Origin of the sequence: Geothrix fermentans DSM 14018 (genome assembly GCF_000428885.1) — a bacterium.
Taxonomy (GTDB): domain Bacteria; phylum Acidobacteriota; class Holophagae; order Holophagales; family Holophagaceae; genus Geothrix; species Geothrix fermentans.
This window is the reverse complement of the sequence record NZ_AUAU01000006.1, coordinates 22105-38941: the sequence shown is the minus strand read 5'-3', so window position 1 is coordinate 38941 and position 16837 is coordinate 22105. Positions and strand designations below refer to the sequence as shown.

Genomic DNA, 16837 nt, shown 5'->3' with positions numbered 1-16837 from the left:
GGTCCGATGAGCGGATTACGGGGGAGCGGGCACTGCTGGTTAGGTACGCGCCTCATCGTTTCATGCCCGCCGCCCAATCCTTCACGCGCCGATCAAGCACATCCAGGGGCAAGGCCCCGGCGCCGAGCAGCTGGTCGTGGAACTGGCGGATATCAAATGCCTCCCCAAGCTGGCGCTTGGCGTAGTCCCGCAGCTCGAGGATCTTGAGCTGGCCCACCTTGTAGCCCAGGGCCTGGCCGGCCCACGAGATGTAGCGGTCCGTCTCGCTCTGGACGACCACCTCCTCGATGCCCGAATGTGCATGGAAGAAATCCACCGCCTGCTGGCGTGTCCATCTCTTGTGGTGGAGGCCGGTGTCCACGACCAGGCGGATGGCCCGGAGCATCTCATCCTGAAGGTGGCCGTAATAGCTGTAGGGGTCCTTGTAGAAGCCCGCCTCCTCGCCCAGCTGCTCGGCGTACAGCGCCCAGCCCTCGATGTAGGCGGTGTAGTCGCCCTGCTGGCGGAACGGCGGCAACCCGGGAAGCTCCTGGGCGATGGCGAACTGCAGGTGGTGCCCGGGAACGCCTTCATGCAGCGCCGAGGTCTCGATGCTCATGGTGCGCCGGTTGGCGAAATCGCCGGTATTCACCATGATGTGGCCGGGGCGGGAGCCATCCGGCGTGCCCTGATCGTAGGCCGCGGCGGGCGCTTCCTTTTCCCGGAACATCGGCACAGGCATCACCACCACGCCGGCCTTCGGCAGCGGTCCGAAATATTGGGGCAGCTTCGCATTCATCTGGGTCGTGTATCTGGCGTACAGGTCCACGATCTCCTGGCGGGACTTCGGGCGAACCGTGGGGTTGTTCTGGAGCGAGGCGTGGAAGCTCTTGAGGTCCTGGAACCCGAGTTTCCTGGCCGTATCGAGCAACTGGCCTTCGATGCGACGCACTTCGCGCAACCCGATCTCATGGATCTGATCCGGACTCAGGCCAGTCGTGGTGGACACCTTCACCTGGTGGGCATAGCGTTCCTGGCCCAGCGGCAGTGACCAGAGCCCCTCATGGGCGCGCCCCTTGTCTGCGTACTCTTTGCGGATGAAGTCCGCAAACGCCTGGTAGGCGGGCAGGACTTCCTCCGACACGGCGCGAAGGATGCTTTCCCTGAGCCGGGCCTTGTCCGCACCGGAGAAGGAGGCCGGAAGCTTGGCCAGCGGCTGAAGGAAGGGTGAGTCCTCCCGTTTGACGGCCATGAGGTTCTCGCACTGCTGGGCGATCTTGGGCAGGAGGAAGGCCGGCGGCATGAGGCCATCCCGCATCCCGTTCCGCATCAGGGCCACCGTTTGATCGAAAGCGCGGGGCAGCTGGTGGAGACGGGCCAGGTAGTCCTCGTAGTCCTTCACGGTCTCGAAGGAAAGCTGCGACACCAGCTGGGGCGCATCAAGGTGGATGCCCGTGTTCTGGAACACGGGCATTTCCCAGTCCTTGAACCGTGCGCCTTCCAGCTCGAGGCGCAGCTGGCGCACCATCAGCTCCTGGTTCAGCCGCTCCTGCTCGGGAAAGCCCGTGGTATCGATGGCCTCGAATCGCTTGAGGAAATCCGCGGCCTGAGCGAGGTCCCGGTCGATGGCCGCCTGCGAGAAGTCCGTAAGCCTGTCGTTGTATCGCTTGTCCCCGATGATCGACGCGAATTCCGGATGCGTGCGCAGATGGTGTTCCCAGTGCTCCCGGAGCAGCGTGTCCAGGGCCTTCCTGCGGCCCTCTAGATCCGTCGTGGCAGCCGCCGGGGCCGCGGGCGGACGCCGCTCCCGGGTGAAAAGACCCGCCTCCTGAGCCTGGGAGGCGATGCCAGAAAGGGCGAGGGCGGCAAGAAACAGAGATTTTGGATGCATGGTGGTTCCTTCCGGATGGGATTCATGAGGCTTTTTGTTGTTATCGTAAAAATACGATTAAAAATTCCAAAAAAAGGAACGGCTAGAACACCCGCTCCACCAGAGTCCGGAACCAGGTCGTGTTCTCCGTAGAGAGTTCGTAGCACACCGCCGGGCCATCCACTTCACCCTTGATCCAGCCGGCCTCCCGGAGGACCTTCAGATGCTGGGAGACCGTGGCCTGGGCGATGGGCAGATGGTCCACGATCTCGCCCGTGATGCAGCCAGGATGGGTCACCAGGAACTTCAGGATCTGGAAACGCAGCGGATTCCCGGCAGCCTTCATCATCCGGATGAAACGGGTCTCATCCTTCTCCCCGATGGCAAGGTTGCAGCAGCGCGGCGGGATGGACCCTCGGGTTCGGTTCATATCGCAATATTACGATATAAAAGTGCTCCGTCAAGAGGCACCCCACCCCTTCCAGAGCGCACCCGGGGGTTGACGGCCGGGCCGGCCGGACCTTTACATCGGAGAACCCCAGGAGCCCCCATGATCGCCCGCCTGTGGCACGGCCGCGTCCCCCTCTCCAGGAAGGAGGCCTACCGGGCCTTCCTCAACGCCCGGGCCATCCCCGACTACCGCGGCACGCCCGGGAACCGCGCCGTCTTCATTCTGGAGCGCGAGGAGGGCGGCGTCGCCCACTTCACCACCCTCACCTTCTGGGAGGACTTCGAGGCCATCCGGCGCTTCGCCGGCGAACCCGTGGAGACGGCCAAGTACTATCCCGAGGACCGGGACTTCCTGCTGGAGTTCGAGCCCGCGGTGGCCCACTGGGAGGTGGTGGGCCAGGCCGGGCCAAGCGTCCCCTAGCGGGGCTGCCCAGGCTGTCCGGCCCCGGGCCGCAGCCAGGGCGGCACGGGCGTGGCGCCGGTCTCGTGGCGGTAGAAGGCGGCGGTGATCTCGGCGCCCAGCAACAGGATGGCGCAGCTGTAGTAGAGGAAGGTCAGGCCGGCCACGATGCTCAGGAGCGAGCCGTACATGATGCCCCAGGTCATGGTGTGGCGCAGGTAGACGCCGAAGCCCCACTTGGCCAGCCACCAGAGGGACGCGGACACGGCCGCGCCCAGGAAGGCGTGGCGGAACTTCACGTGCAGCCGGGGAAGGTGCTGCAGCACAGCGGTCACCACCACCAGGCCCAGCAGGGGCGCCAGGTAGGGCAGGAAGTCCGTCTGCCGGAAGGGCATGAAACGCCGCAGGGCGCCGCCCACCAGCAGCGCGAGGAAGATCACCAGGGTGAGCAGGCCCACCACCAGGAACGTCACCTGGCGAAGCAGGTGGTTCTTGCGGGTCTGGCGGTGCTTCTTGATGCGCAAGCCGAAGACGTGGGCCAGGCTCGTGTCCAGCTGGCTGATGCCCCAGTAGCTGCCGAAGAGCAGCACCACCCAGGAGAGGCCCATGCCGCCGATCTTCTGGCTGTTCACCACGGCATCCCGGACGAAGTCGCTGGGCAGGTAGGGCACGATCTCCTGGAGGGTGCGCAGGGTTCCGGGGCTGTAGGCCCGGCTGCCCAGGATGGCGCCCAGCAGCTTGAAGAGGAGGGTGGACAGGGGCACCAGGCTGACGATCAGCCAGAAGCTGAGCCCCGCGGCGTAGCTCAGGCAGTCGTCCTTGTGGTACTTGCCCAGCACCTCCACCGTGAAGGCCCCAGCCCGGCCCAGGGGGGGCACCGCCCGGGCGACCTCGCGCCAGATCCGCTCCAGGGTCGCGACGAGGTTCGCCCAGTGGCCCAGGACCTTCTCGACCACGGCGGCTCCTAGAAGCGGACGGGGTGTCGGGGCAGCAAGTACATCAGCCAGGCCAGCACCAGTCCGATGCCGATGAGCCCCGCCGCGTGCTTGAGGATGGAAGCCCGCGTCCGCTCCGGCCGCGTCGTCGGATGCAGGAGTCCCAGCACCAGGGAGATGCCGAGGCCCATCACGACGAAGTGGATGACGTGGCTGGAGAGAAAGCGCATGGAGTCAGGCTATCAGCTATCGGCTGTCAGCTGTCGGCTCTCAGTGACTGATAGCTGATAGCTGAGAGCCCTATTGCGCCGTCGCCGGGTTCTCCCGGCCGGGCCCGGAGGGCTCGGCGCCCAGGGGCTGGGGCGCCCGGGTGAGGGCCAGCTGGATGACCTCGTCCATGTGGCTCACGAGATGGATGCTCAGCTGCTCGCGGACCTCGGCGGGGATCTCCTCCAGGTGGCGCGCGTTCTCGCTGGGGATGAGCACGGCCTTGCGGCCCTGGCGATGGGCGGCCAGCAGCTTCTCCTTGAGGCCGCCGATGGGGAGAACGCGGCCCCGCAGGGTCAGCTCGCCAGTCATGGCCAGGTCGGCCCGGGCGGGGATGCCCGTCAGCACGGAGATGAGGGCCGTGGCCAGGGTGATGCCGGCGCTGGGGCCGTCCTTGGGGATGGCACCCTCAGGCACGTGGACATGGAGATCCACCGAATCCAGGAAGTCCCGCTTCAGGCCCAGGCGCTCGGCGCGGGCGCGGACGTAGCTCAGGGCCAGGTTGGCGCTCTCCTGCATGACCTCGCCCAGCTTGCCCGTGAGCTTGAGGATGCCCTTCCCGGGCAGCACGGCGGCCTCGATGGTGAGCAGGTCCCCGCCCGTGGGCGTCCAGGCCAGACCGTTCACGAGCCCCGGCGGGGCCGTATCCTCGGCGCGGGTCTCCAGGAACTTCTCGGGGCCCAGGAGCTTGGGCACGCGATCCGCGGTGATGATGGGATCGAAGGTCTCGCCCGCCGAGTCCGACAGGTGGGGCTGGAGGGTGTGCCGGGCCAGCTTGCGGAGGATGTTGGCGATCTCGCGCTCCAGCTGGCGGACGCCGGCCTCGCGGGTGTAGTCCTGCACCAGCTTCTCCAGGGCCGCGGGCTCGAAGCGCACGCCCAGATCCTTCATGCCGTGGCCCTCCAGGGCCCGGGGCAGCAGGTGCTGCTCGGCAATGGCCAGCTTCTCCTTGGTGGTGTAGCCCGAGAGCTCCAGCACCTCCAGGCGGTCCTCCAGGGGCTCGGGGATCTGGTGGCGGATGTTGGCCGTGGCCAGGAAGAGCACCTGGCTCAGATCGAAGCCCACGTCCAGGTAGTGGTCCTGGAAGCTGGCGTTCTGCTCGGGATCCAGCACCTCCAGCAGGGCGGAGCTGGGATCGCCGCGGAAGTCCGAGGCCATCTTGTCGATCTCGTCCAGCAGCATGAGCGGGTTGCGGACCTTGGCCTTCTTCATCAGCGAGATGATGCGGCCGGGCATGGAGCCGATGTAGGTGCGCCGGTGGCCGCGGATCTCGGCCTCGTCGCGCACGCCGCCGAGCGACAGCCGCACGAAGGGGCGGTTCAGGGCCCGGGCGATGCTGCGGGCCAGCGAGGTCTTGCCGACGCCCGGAGGGCCGACCAGACACAAGATGGGCCCACGGAGCGGCGCGGTGGATTCTGTCCGGGTGGGACCACCCGGCTCTTCGAGCCTCTGCGCCCCCCCCGGGCCCCCCGCCTTCGGGGCCGGCAAAGCCGTCCCCTCGGCCTCGCGCCTCTCCCCGGCCTGGTGCTGGTCCTGCAGCCGCGCCATGACGGCCAGGTGCTCGAGGATGCGGGCCTTGATCTTGTCGAGGCCGGAGTGGTCCTCGTCCAGCACCCGCTCGGCCCCCATGAGGTCCAGGCGCTCGTCGGCCATGGCCGTCCAGGGCAGGGCCAGCAGCCAGTCCAGGTAGGTGCGGCTCACGGTGGCCTCGGCGCTCTGGGGCGGCATGGCCTCCAGGCGCTCCAGCTCCTCCAGGGCCTTGGCCTTGGCCTCGGCGCTCATGCCGGCCGCCTCGATCTGGTCCTTCAGCCGGGCGAACTCGTCCTTCTCCTCCTTCTTGCCCAGTTCCTGCTGGATGACCCGCATCTTCTCGTTCAGCACGTACTGCTTGTGGTCCTGGTCCAGGCGCTGGCGGGTCTTCTCGTCCAGGGTGCGGTCCACTTCCGACCGCGCCGCGTCCAGCTCCAGCAGGCGCAGCATGGCCTCGAGCCGGGGCAGGATCTCCAGCTGGTCGAGGATCTCCTGCTTCTGCTTCACCTCGGCGGGCACGAGGCCGGCCACGGTGTCGATGGCCTTGCCCAGGGGCAGCTCGCGGATCTGGTCCATGCTCAGGAGCCGCGAGGCATCGGGGTTCCGGCCCAGGAAGGCCTCCACCGCCTGGTGGAAGGGCTGGAGGGACTCGCCGGGCGGCTGGCTGGGCTCCGCCAGCAGGTAGGCCTCGGCCTGGATGACCTCGCCGCTGTCGTCGTAGCGGCGCAGGTTCACGCGGGCCACACCCTTCACGCCCACCTTGTAGTAGTCCTTGGGCAGGGCGATGACGGACTCCACCAGGGCCAGGGTGCCGATGGCGTAGAGGTCCTCCTGGCCCGGCGACTCCACCTTGGCGTCCTTCTGCGTGAGCATCAGGAGGTGGTCGCCGGCCTTGATGGCCAGCTCCAGCGTCTTCACGGACGGGGCCCGGCCCACCACGAAGGGCACGCGCGCGCCGGGGAACAGGACCATGTCCCGGATGGGAATGGCCGGCAGGGTCAGGGTCTTGGGAACGGCCATCGGAGCGCCCTAGAAAAGGAAAAGATCCACCACGGAGGCACAGAGGACACGGAGAAAAGACACGGAGGAAGGACTGTGATCAAACCTGGCCATTTTTTTCTCCGTGAACAGCTCCGTGCTCTCCGTGTCTCCGTGGTGGTCTTTGTTTAGGCTCAACCCGCGGCAGAGATGGGCTGGGAGGGCAGGCCCAGCACCTCCTCCACCTTCTGGCGGGTGATGCGCAGGGACTCGCGCGAGGTGCGCTTGTCCGAGGGGAGCTCGTACATGGGCTCCAGCAGGATCTGCTCCACCAGGCTGCGGAGCCCGCGGGCGCCCAGCTTGCGGGTGAGGGCCTGCTCAGCGATGGCGTCGATGGCGCCCTCCTCGAAGCTCAGGTCCACGTCGTCCATGTCGAACAGCTTCACGAACTGCTTGGTGATGGCGTTCTTGGGCTGGGTGAGGATGGCGACGAGCGCCTCCCGGTCCAGGGGCGAGAGGCCCGCCACCACGGGCAGGCGGCCCACCAGCTCGGGGATGAGGCCGAACTTGATGATGTCCTCGGGCTCCACCAGGCGCAGCAGGTTCTCCTTGTCCTCCTTCGACGAGGGCGTGGAGCCGAAGCCCACGGCCTTGGCCCGGATGCGCTGCTTGATGATGTCCTCGATGCCCACGAAGGCGCCGCCGCAGATGAACAGGATGTTGCTGGTGTCCAGCTGGATGAACTCCTGGTGCGGGTGCTTGCGTCCTCCCTGCGGGGGGACATTGGCCACGGTGCCCTCCACCAGCTTCAGCAGGGCCTGCTGCACGCCCTCGCCACTGACATCGCGGGTGATGCTGGGGTTCTCGCTCTTGCGGCCCACCTTGTCGATCTCGTCGATGAAGACGATGCCGCGCTGGGCCCGCTCCACGTCGTAGTTGGCGGCCTGGAGCAGCTTGGTGAGGATGTTCTCCACGTCCTCGCCCACGTAGCCGGCTTCGGTCAGCGTGGTGGCGTCGGCCATGGCCAGGGGCACGTCCAGGAAGCGGGCCAGGGTCTGGGCCAGCAGGGTCTTGCCCGTGCCCGTGGGGCCCAGCAGCAGGATGTTGCTCTTGGACAGCTCCACCTCGGGGCCGCCCAGGGCCTTCCGGGGGGTGACGATGCGCTTGTAATGGTTGTAGACCGCCACGCTCAGGCGCTTCTTGGCGGATTCCTGGCCGATGACGTAGTCATCCAGGAAGGCCTTGATCTCCTTGGGGCGGCTGAGCCGGGCATCGGGCTTGCCCAGGGGCTTGCCCTGGCGGCTCATGCGCAGCTGGAGCTGGCCCGCCTCCAGGCACTCGTTGCAGATGAAGGCCTCCGGTCCCGCGAGGAGCTGCTCCACCTCGTGGGGCTCCTTGCCGCAGAAGGAGCATTTCTGCTCGCGCTTGTACTTGTTCATGGCGGGACCTCGCCGGAGCTTAGGCTACATCGTGAATGGTCTTGAGTTCCAGGATCTCGAAGCGCCGGACGCCCGCGGGGATCTGGACCCGCACCTCGTTGCCCTCCTCCTGGCCCACCAGCGCCATGCCGATGGGGGAGCTGATGCTGAGATGCTGGGGATGGCCATCGAGTTCCTCGGGGAGCACCAGCTTGAACGTGAACTCCTCCTCGGAATCCAGGTCCAGGATGGTGACTTTGGACCCGTAGGCGGCCCGCGTCTTGGGCAGGCGGCTGATGTCCAGGCTGGCCACCTCGGCGATGCGCTTCTCGAGGGTCACCAGCTTGTTCTGGAACATGTCCCGCTTGGCCAGGGCCTGTTCGTATTCGGCGTTCTCGGACAGGTCGCCCTGGCCGGCGGCCCGGGCGATCTCCTGGGGAATGTCCACCAGGAGGGCCTGCTTGACGGCCTTGAGTTCCTGTTCGAGCTTCACAAGCACGTGCTTGGGCATGGGGCTGTCCTCGAAAGAGGGGTCAAAAAAAGGCGGGCCGAAGGGGCCCGGTCAGGAAAGGGGTGGTTGGATCGATTCTACCCACTCCTGGGGGGGAAGCGGAGCCGGGAGGGGGTGGCCCTCCCCCGGCCGGGTCTTGAAGCGGCGGTGCATCCAGAACCACCAGCGGGGGTCCTTGCGGATCTGGGCCTCGATGCGGGCGGTCATGAGCTGGGTGGCCACCCAGGCATCCTTGGCCGCGTCCCCCGTGGCGGGCACATGGAAGGGGGCCTCGAAGCGCACGGTGGTGGTGCCGTCGGGGTTGGGCCAGCTGAAGACCGGCAGCACCGGCAGGTCGTAGCGGGCGGCCAGGCTGCCGGCCGTGGAGAAGGTGGAGGCCCACTGGCCCAGGAACCGGACGAACACGCCGCTGGTGAGGGCGTCCTGGTCGAGGAGGAAGCCCACGCCCCGCCCCGCCTTCAGGGCCTTCAGCGTGTCGCGCATGGCGCCGTCCTTGAGGATGACCCGGTTGCCGAACCGGGTGCGGAAGCCCAGGGAGATGGGCTCCAGCAGCGGGTTGTCCAGCTCCCGCCCGATGGCGTCTATGGTACGGCCCAAGCGGCTCTGGGCCAGGGCGACGGCCTCCCAGTTCCCGTAGTGGCCCGTGAGCTGGATGAAGCCCTTGCCGGCGGCCTGGACGGCATCGAAGTGTTCCAGTCCCTCGACCTTGATCCAGCGGTCCAGCTCCTCGGGCGTGGCGTGGCGCAGGCGCAGGAGGCTCACGAAGAGGCCCCCGAAGTGGCGGAAGCAGGCGTGGGACAGGGCCCGGGTCTCGGCCTCGGAGAGGCCCAGGTCCGCGAAGCGCAGGTTCTCCCGCACGATCCGGCGGTGCCGGGGATCCACCAGATAGAAGAGGGAGCCGGCCCCCTCGCCCAGGGTCTGGACCGTGGCCATGGGCAGCCGGCCCAGGATCCCGTCCATCAGGCGGAACAGGCCGTACTCCAGCCGGTGGCGGAGGGTGGGGCTCGGGGCGGGGGTGGGGGTCAAGGTGGCCATAAAAAAAGGGGCGCCTCGGAAGACGAGGCGCAGGGAACCAGTCTAGCAGGAAGCGGGTTCAGGATTCCTTCACCAGCATTTCCAGCATTTCCATCACCCTTGCCGGGCTGATGCGGTGGGCGCTGGACCCGTGGGTGGGGAAGCCGGCCGGGGCCGAAGCCTCGCAGTCCACGTCCGGCCCCCGCAGGGGCAGGGCCCGGGGTCCGATGGGGTTCACCCAGACCTCGGGACTGGGCCCGAAGAGGGTGACCGTGGGCCGGCCCGTGGCGGCGGCCGTGTGGGCCAAGCCCGTGTCGATGGCCACGTTGCCCCAGGCCGCGGACTGGATGGCGCAGGCCTCCGGGAGGGTGGTCTTTCCCGCCAGGCAGATGGCGCCGGGCACCGCCCCTGCCAGGGCCTCGCCCAGGGCCACCTCGTCGGGCCCGCCCAGGAGGACCGGCCGGAGGTCCCGGGCCTGGAGCTGGCGCATGAGCTCCGGCCAGGTGCGGTCCTCGGGGAACCAGCGCTTGCCGAAGCCCCGGGTGCCGAAGGCCAGGGTGGCATAGGACTCGCCGTCCCAGCCCTCCGCCCGCAGCTTGTCCGGCCCCCGGTGCCCGCCCAGGAGGGCCGGCGTGAGGGGCAGCCAGAGGGCCCGGTCGTCCCCCGTGAGGGCCTGGAGCAGGGGCTGGATGCGCGTGGCGATGTGGAGGGGCAGGTTCCGGTAGCGGATGCTGTGGTGGTACAGCAGGCGCAGGTGGTTGTCGGCGATGCCCGCCCGCAGGGGCACCCGGCTCAGCCAGGCGGCGAAGGGCAGGCGGGCGCTCTGGGAGAGGTTCAGGAAGGCCGCCGGGGGTCGCTTCCGCCAGCCCCGCACCAGGGCCCAGGGGTCGGGCTTGGCGGCGCCGCCACCCTCGATGTGGGCCTCGGCGATGAAGGCGGGGTCGGCTTCGGACAGCAGGGCGGCGCCGATGTGGTGCCCCACCGCGATCCAGCGCAGCTGCACGCCCCGCTCCGCCGCCACGGCGTTCCAGTGGCGCTGGAGCGTGTTCAGGAAGGGCAGCGTCATCACCACGTCGCCCAGCTGGCGTGGGAAGCGGATCCACACCTCCGGGGCGGCGCCTCCGGCCAGGGCCCGGTCGAACTGGGCCAGGCCGGGATGGCGGTCGGCGCTCACGCGCCCTCCCGGGCCGGTGTTCACGCGCCCTCCCGGGCCGGTGTTCACGCGCCCTCCCGGGCGAGGGGCATGGTCATGCAGCGCGGGCCGCCCCGGGCGCGGCTCAGCTCGCTGGCCTCGATCTGCACCAGGTACTTCCGGCCATCCAGCAGGTCCAGGGCGGGGTCCGCCAGGACATCCCGGGCGGAGAGCACCCGGTAGCCGGCCCGGTCCAGGGCCTCGGCGGTGGCCAGGTTCCGGCCGTAGCTGGTGATGACGCCCGGCGCCAGGCAGAAGGCGTTGGCCCCATCCGTCCACTGCTCCCGCTGCTGGAGGATGAAGTCGTCCCCGCCGCAGAAGATGGGCCGCAGGTCGATGCCGACGCCCTTCAGCGCCCTCAGCAGGCTGGGATGGGTACTCATGCGCAGCTCGGGATGGCGCAGGTCGATGCTGGTGACGTTCAGCAGCTCCCGGCTGCCCTCCACGAAGTAGGGCGGGTAGACCAGGCACTCGTCCTCGCTGGTGCGGGTGAAGATGGTGTCCAGGTGCATGGCGCTGCGCTTCTTGGGCATGAGCACCATGAGCAGGTGGTCGAAGCTGCTGTCATCCTCGGCCCGGTGGGAGCGGAGGTTCTCCGCCAGCAGCTGGATGGCGTCGGTCTGGGTTCGCTCGGAGCAGCCCACCACCAGCACCTTGCGGCTCAGCACCAGGATGTCGCCGCCCTCCATGCTCACCGGGGCCTTGATCTCGCCCCGGATGAGGGGCGTCACCTGGTCGAACCACTTGTCGTGCTCGGTGTGGTGCCGCAGCCGGGGGTGGTGCCGGAAGACGTAGCTGAGGATCAGCGGCTCCCGCTCCCGGGCCCAGGTGGCCATGGAGTTCACGCTGTAGCCGTCGCCGATGACCGAGGCCGGGTCCCGCATGAACAGCAGGTTGGGGATGGGGCGCACCCGGTAGTCGAACTCCTCCTCCCAGTGGGTGTGGGCCGGCATGTCATCCCAGGGCAGGCCGCCGATGACGCTGCGGGCCACGTCCGCCGCGCCCATGTCCCGCAGCAGGTTGCAGGTGTCGTCCGGCAGGCCCACCAGCCGCCGCAGGTCCTCGATGAAGGCCAGCTTCACACCCTCATCCTGGAGGGCCGCGATGAAGAGGTCCTGGATGTCCAGCACCTCGTCGGCCACCCGGGCCAGCACCTGGCGGAACTGGGCATGCTCCTGGCGGGCCAGGTCGCCGTAGAGGATGTCGTCGAAGAGCAGCTTCTCCATCATCCCGGGGACCATGAGGTCCACCTCGGGGCCGGGGTTGTGGACCACCACCTGGCGGAGCCGGGCGGTCTCGGAGAACACAGAGAGCTGGATGGGCTGCATGGGGTTCCTTGGGGGGGCCGGAACCTCGCAGAGTAGCACGAAAGCCCCGCCCCATCTGCATCTGCGTGCCTCAGTTGACCCACGGGTTTGATATACTTTACTGATTTAGTCAGATTTTTTCTTGAACCCCGGGGTGGGTACCTCTAGCCTGAATATTCCCAACGAAACCCGGGGCAAGACCCCTTCTGGAGGCTTCATGGCCGCGTTCGTCACCCAGCCCGCACCCGATTTCAAGGCCGATGCCCTGGTCAACGGCGAGTTCAAGCAGATCTCGCTGTCGGACTACAAGGGCAAGAAGGTCGTCCTGTTCTTCTACCCCCTCGACTTCACCTTCGTCTGCCCCACCGAGATCCTGGCCTTCGCCGACGCCCTCAAGGAGTTCGAGGCCCGCAATACCCAGGTCATCGGCGTGAGCGTGGACTCCAAGTTCAGCCATCACGCCTGGGTCAACACCCCCCGCAAGGAGGGCGGCATCCAGGGTGTGACCTTCCCCCTGGTTTCGGACCTGAACAAGACCATCGCCCAGGACTACAACGTGCTGCTGCCCGCCGGCATCGCCCTGCGCGGCCTGTTCATCGTGAACAAGGAGGGCATCCTCAAGCACATCACCGTGAACCACAACGACCTGGGCCGCAGCGTGGAGGAGGTCCTCCGCCTCCTGGACGCCATCGACTTCACCGAAGAACACGGCGAAGTCTGCCCCGCCAACTGGCACAAGGGCGAAAAGGCCATGAAGCCGACCTTCGACGGCCTCAAGGCCTACGCTTCCGCCAAGTAGACCGGCAGAGAACGCACGAAGCGGGCGCCGCAAGGCGCCCGCGGCGCGTACGCCGAGGCGGAATGGCCGCAGGCCATGACCATCCGACCGGAACGAAGTGCAGGGAGGATAGGGCGTCGTTTTGAAGGCCTACGCTGCCACGAAGTAGACCGCTGGAGAACGTACGGAGGGGGCGCCGCCAGGCGCCCCCGGCGCGTACGCCGAGGCGGAATGGCCGCAGGCCATGACCATCCGACCGGAACGAAGTGCAGGGAGGATAGGGCCGCATCGGCGCAGCCGATGGCGGGGGCAACGGGCCCCCCTCCGCGAGCGCCGCGAGCGGGAGCGCAGCGCGATGCGCTGTGCGATCGGGGGGTAGTCTCGCCCCGAGGGCCGGAGGCCCGAGCCAGGCCGACCTTCGATGGCCTCAAGGCCTACGCCTCCGCCAAGTAGACCGGCAGAGAACGGACGAAGCGGGCGCCGTGAGGCGCCCGCGGCGTGTACGCCGAGGCGGAATGGCCGGGCCCGGTTACTCTGTGGGGCCCATCCTTCCCACGCCGCGCTCCGCTCCCGAGGAACCCGTTGTCCAAGTCCCTGGAATTCCCGCCCCTCCCCTCCGTCCTCCACCAGCCCCGGGGCTGGGTGTGGCGGGTCCTCGGACGGACCTACCTGCGCCTGGGCGGCTGGCGCATCGAGGGGGCCTTTCCCGAGGAGCCCAAGTTCGTCGCCATCGTGGCCCCCCACACCTCGAACTGGGACTTCGTGGTGGGCGTGGCCATCGTCTTCGCCCTGGAGCTGAAGGTGTCCTGGCTGGGCAAGCACTCCCTCTTCCAGACGCCGCTCAGGCGCTTCTTCCTCTGGCTGGGCGGCATCCCCGTGAACCGCCAGGTGAGCCATGGCGTGGTGGACGCCTGCGTGAAGGCCTTCGAGGGGGTCCCCGCCCGATTGCTGGCCCTGGCCCCCGAAGGCACCCGCAAGGGCGTGAGCCAGTGGCGATCCGGCTTCTACTGGATCGCCACCGCCTCCAAGGTGCCCATCTGGCCCGTGGGCTTCGACTTCCGGGACCACGTCATCCGCCTGATGCCCGTGTTCCGGCCCGGCGGAAACCTGGAGGCGGACCTTCCCCGCATCCAGGCCCTGTTCGACCGGGTGCATGGCCTGCGGGAAAGGCCCCGGGAAACCGCTACTTCAGCGTAAACGCCACGGCGGCGCCCTTGGCTTGGCCGGTGCGGACCTGGAAGATCCGGGCGGGGTCGGCCTTACCGGTGTCCAGGAGCCAGGCGAGGGCGCCCTTGGCCCGGGCGTCCGCCAGTTGGGCGAGGTCGGCGGGATCCACCTTCTGGACGCCCAGCAGGCGCTGCTCCATCTCCGCGGGGGGCGGAGGCGGCGCGGGCTTCTCACCCTTCGCAGGCTTGGGCGCGGGGAAGGCGGCCTCGTAGGCGGCCTTGATCCACCGTTCCCGCTCCGCGGGCGGCAGGGCGGCCTCTTCCGTCTTGAGCTCCTGGGCCCGGGTGCGGCGCAGCAGGGCCTCCAGAGCCACCTTGCGCAGGGCCCCCCCGTCCTGGCCCTCGTCCGCGGCCCCCTCGGCCTCCAGGCGCAGCTCAGGCCGCTCGTGCAGGGCCTTGGCCAGGGCCTGGAGCTTGGCCGTGGCGGGAGCGTCCAGGGAACTTGCACCCGGGGCGAAAGCCAGGCTGCTGAGGTCGCCCGTGTCGCTGCCGCCGAAGAGCTTTCCGATCAGCGTGAAGGGTGAGGTGGCGATCTTCCCCAGCAGGTTGAAGATGGCCTTCCACACGAGCTTTCCGTACTTCACGTCCGGATCGTCGAGGTTGCCCTCGATGGGCAGGTCGAAGGCGATGACACCCCTGCGGTCCCGCAGGATGGCCAGGCCCAGCTTCACGGGCAGGTGGGTGGCGTCGGGGCTCTGCACCTTGTCGCCCAGGTAGAACTGGTCCATCTTCACGGCGTTCTCGGACTTCAGGTTGCGGTGGTCGATGCGCAGGCGGGCATCCACGTCCAGCTTGCCCTTCTGCACGGTGTAGCCCAGGTACTTGCCCGTGTAGGGGGTGAAGTCCGTGAGGTCCGCGCCCTGGATCTTCAGGGCCACGTCCGTGTCCAGGTCGTGGCGAAGGGGCATGGCGTGGCCCGTGATGGTGATGGGCGCCAGGCCGCCGGCCCGGCCCTTGAAGTCCACCTTCGAGACGGCGTCGGGGCGCCCGGAGAGGCCCAGGTAGCTGCCTTCGAGATCGCTCAGCACCAGGGCCGCATTGGGCTGCACGGAGCGGTCGATGAAGCTGAGGCGGCCGCCGGCGATGGCCAGCTTCTCGATGGCCAGGTCCGGCGCGGCGGCGGGGGTGGCCGGCACTGCGGCGGCCGTGACGGCCGGGGGCTTGCCCTCGGCCGCCAGGCGCAGGGCCCGGGCCACGTTGGTACTGCCGTCGGGCTGCATGACCAGGCGGCCCTCGGGCTCGGTCCAGTCCACGGCCTGGACGGCCACGGTCATCGGCGCCGTGCGGATGTCCGCCCCGGTCAGGCGCAGGGCCTTCCAGCGCACGAAGGGCTCGTTGAGGGCCGCGTCCCGGGCCTCCAGCCCCAGTACCGAGGCGGCGCCCCGGTAGGTGACGCCATCGGTCCTCCGCCCCTCGAAGGCGAAGCGCATGCGGCCGTCGGCCCCCAGCTTGCCCGAGGCGAGGCGCAGGTCCAGGGCCGTGTCCAGGTAGGGGTCCCAGGGGGCCAGCTCCAGCCCCTCCGCCTTCAGCTGGAGGTCGCCCGTGGCCCGGAGGGGGGCCAGGCTGCCCTCGACCTTCAGCGAGCCGGTCCCCAGCTTCAGGTCCAGGGAGGCCTGGCTGGAGGCCTTGGGATCCAGGCTCAGGTCCTTCCAGTGCAGGTTCACGTCCGTGGCCTCCACCTTCACGGGGCGGGCCGGGCCCAGGTCCTCCCAGCCCAGGCGGAAGCCCCGCAGGTCCAGGTTCCGGACCAGGAGCTGGAGGGGCTTCTCGTCGGGCTTCTTCTCCTTGGGCCTGGGCGGCGCGAAGAGCCGTGCCAGGTTCAGGGCCCCGTCCTTGGCGGCCTGGACGCGGACCACGCCCTGCTCCGCCGTGATGGAACCCAGCTCCACCGACGGCACCAGCAGGTCCGCCTTTCCATCCTTGAGATCGAGGGTGGGCAGCTCGATGGCGGGCTCGGCCGCCCCGCGCTCGGCCACCTTCAGGTCCTTCACGCTCAGCTCCAGACCTGACAGCTCCAGCAGGTGGCGGGCCTTGGACCACTCGAACCGGTACTGGGCCCGGGCCGCGCCCGTGCCGCTGCGGATCTCGCTGGACACCTGCTCCTGCTCGTAGGGCCGGTACTTGGGCAGCGAGAGGTTCTCCACCAGCAGGGTCCCCTTGGAGGCGAAGGGCTGGAAGCCCAGGTCGCCCTTCCAGGCCACATGCTCCTTGGCCTCGGTCCAGGCCTCCAGGGCCACGCCGCTGCGGTGGCCCACCTCCGTCCGCAGGCTCTCCAGCCTGAAGGCGATGGGGCCCAGCACGGTGTGGAAGGGCGAGCCCGCCGAGCGGTCCGTGAACTCCACCCGACCCTCCTGCAGCTGGAAGCGGCGGACGTCCAGGACCCAGGCCGAGGGCGCGGCCTCCTGGGCGGGAGCGGTCTTGTCCTCTTCCAGGAGGTCCTGGAAGTTGAGGCGCCCCTCGGGATCCAGGGCCGCGCGGACCGTGAGGCCATCCACCTCGATGAGGGAGAAGCCCACGGTGCGGCGCAGGAGGCGCAGCACATCGGGGTTCACGTAGAGGCGCCGGAGGGTGATCCAGTCGCCGCCGCCCCGCTCGGCCACGCGCAGCCCTTCGACCGTGGCGCCGAAGGTGAAGGGGTTGAAGCGCACCTTCGCCACGGTGGCGGGGCGCTTCAGGGCGGCCGAAACCTCGCGCTCGAGGCGGGGCCTGGCCAGGGCCGGAACGAGGAAGAAGCCCGCCAGGATCCAGAGCCCGTAAAGGGCCGCCAGCGCCAGGAGCGTCCTGCGCCACCGGCGGAGGAAGGCCGAGAGGGAGGCTGGAATGGGCATGGAAGAAGCATAGTCCCGACCCGGTGGTGTGATTCAAGCCACTTCCCGGTTCTCACGGACCCGCGAGGACGGCTATCCTCCCTGGGTCGCGGTGCCGCCAGGACTGCCACCCCCGAGCGTGTCGGCGCATCGCTGGACCGAAAGGCATAGGACC

14 protein-coding genes are annotated in these 16837 nt (G+C 68.7%); 3 read left to right on the top strand and 11 right to left on the bottom strand.

The features are described 5' to 3' along the window. Positions 1–52: 52 nt before the first annotated feature. Together G398_RS15310 and G398_RS0101185 are read right to left on the bottom strand one after the other, a co-directional pair. Complete coding sequence (locus G398_RS15310) at positions 53–1870, bottom strand: DUF885 domain-containing protein (RefSeq protein ID WP_084511817.1); 1818 nt, start codon at positions 1868–1870, stop codon at positions 53–55. An 82-nt stretch (positions 1871–1952) separates the two neighbouring features. After that, positions 1953–2198: an ArsR/SmtB family transcription factor gene (locus tag G398_RS0101185; RefSeq protein WP_211229022.1), complete on the bottom strand. Its 246-nt coding sequence runs from the start codon at positions 2196–2198 to the stop codon at positions 1953–1955. A 201-nt stretch (positions 2199–2399) separates the two neighbouring features. Between G398_RS0101185 and G398_RS0101180 the strand changes: the two genes are divergently transcribed. Then, positions 2400–2720 (top strand): hypothetical protein, encoded by a 321-nt coding sequence (locus G398_RS0101180; protein WP_026852226.1) that lies wholly within the window; start codon positions 2400–2402, stop codon positions 2718–2720. On the opposite strand, the gene G398_RS0101175 is transcribed toward G398_RS0101180, so the two are convergent. From G398_RS0101175 to G398_RS0101140, 8 genes are all read right to left on the bottom strand, one after another. Further along, complete coding sequence (locus tag G398_RS0101175; RefSeq protein WP_026852225.1) at positions 2717–3655, bottom strand: YihY/virulence factor BrkB family protein; 939 nt, start codon at positions 3653–3655, stop codon at positions 2717–2719. The genes G398_RS0101180 and G398_RS0101175 overlap by 4 nt on opposite strands. Positions 3656–3663: 8 nt before the next feature. After that, positions 3664–3864, bottom strand: a complete 201-nt coding sequence (locus tag G398_RS0101170; protein ID WP_026852224.1) for a hypothetical protein — start codon at positions 3862–3864, stop codon at positions 3664–3666. A 70-nt stretch (positions 3865–3934) separates the two neighbouring features. Beyond that, positions 3935–6451, bottom strand: a complete 2517-nt coding sequence (gene lon / locus G398_RS15305; RefSeq protein WP_043482993.1) for an endopeptidase La — start codon at positions 6449–6451, stop codon at positions 3935–3937. Between the two features lie 152 nt (positions 6452–6603). Beyond that, on the bottom strand, positions 6604–7848 hold the full coding sequence (gene clpX, locus G398_RS0101160) for an ATP-dependent Clp protease ATP-binding subunit ClpX (protein WP_026852223.1): 1245 nt from the start codon (positions 7846–7848) through the stop codon (positions 6604–6606). Positions 7849–7867: 19 nt separating this feature from the next. Next, positions 7868–8338 (bottom strand): GreA/GreB family elongation factor, encoded by a 471-nt coding sequence (locus tag G398_RS0101155; RefSeq protein WP_026852222.1) that lies wholly within the window; start codon positions 8336–8338, stop codon positions 7868–7870. 51 nt (positions 8339–8389) lie between these two features. Then, positions 8390–9373 carry a lysophospholipid acyltransferase family protein gene (locus tag G398_RS15300; RefSeq protein WP_043482990.1) on the bottom strand — a complete coding sequence of 328 codons (984 nt, stop codon included), beginning with the start codon at positions 9371–9373 and terminating at the stop codon, positions 8390–8392. Between the two features lie 58 nt (positions 9374–9431). Continuing rightward, the gene (locus G398_RS19050) at positions 9432–10526 is read right to left on the bottom strand and encodes a glycosyltransferase family 9 protein (RefSeq protein WP_026852221.1); all 1095 of its coding nucleotides are present in this window, start codon (positions 10524–10526) and stop codon (positions 9432–9434) included. 44 nt (positions 10527–10570) lie between these two features. Then, positions 10571–11872 carry an arginine deiminase gene (locus G398_RS0101140; protein WP_026852220.1) on the bottom strand — a complete coding sequence of 434 codons (1302 nt, stop codon included), beginning with the start codon at positions 11870–11872 and terminating at the stop codon, positions 10571–10573. A gap of 196 nt (positions 11873–12068) precedes the next feature. Here G398_RS0101140 and G398_RS0101135 point away from each other — a divergent pair, with 196 nt between their 5' ends. Continuing rightward, positions 12069–12650 (top strand): peroxiredoxin, encoded by a 582-nt coding sequence (locus tag G398_RS0101135; protein WP_026852219.1) that lies wholly within the window; start codon positions 12069–12071, stop codon positions 12648–12650. 561 nt (positions 12651–13211) lie between these two features. Beyond that, a complete protein-coding gene (locus G398_RS15290; protein WP_052571072.1) occupies positions 13212–13826 on the top strand; it encodes a 1-acyl-sn-glycerol-3-phosphate acyltransferase in 615 nt (204 codons plus the stop codon). Here the strand turns inward: G398_RS15290 and G398_RS0101125 are convergent. Beyond that, positions 13813–16683: a DUF748 domain-containing protein gene (locus tag G398_RS0101125; RefSeq protein WP_026852218.1), complete on the bottom strand. Its 2871-nt coding sequence runs from the start codon at positions 16681–16683 to the stop codon at positions 13813–13815. The two genes, G398_RS15290 and G398_RS0101125, sit on opposite strands and share 14 nt — an antisense overlap. Positions 16684–16837 lie beyond the last annotated feature (154 nt).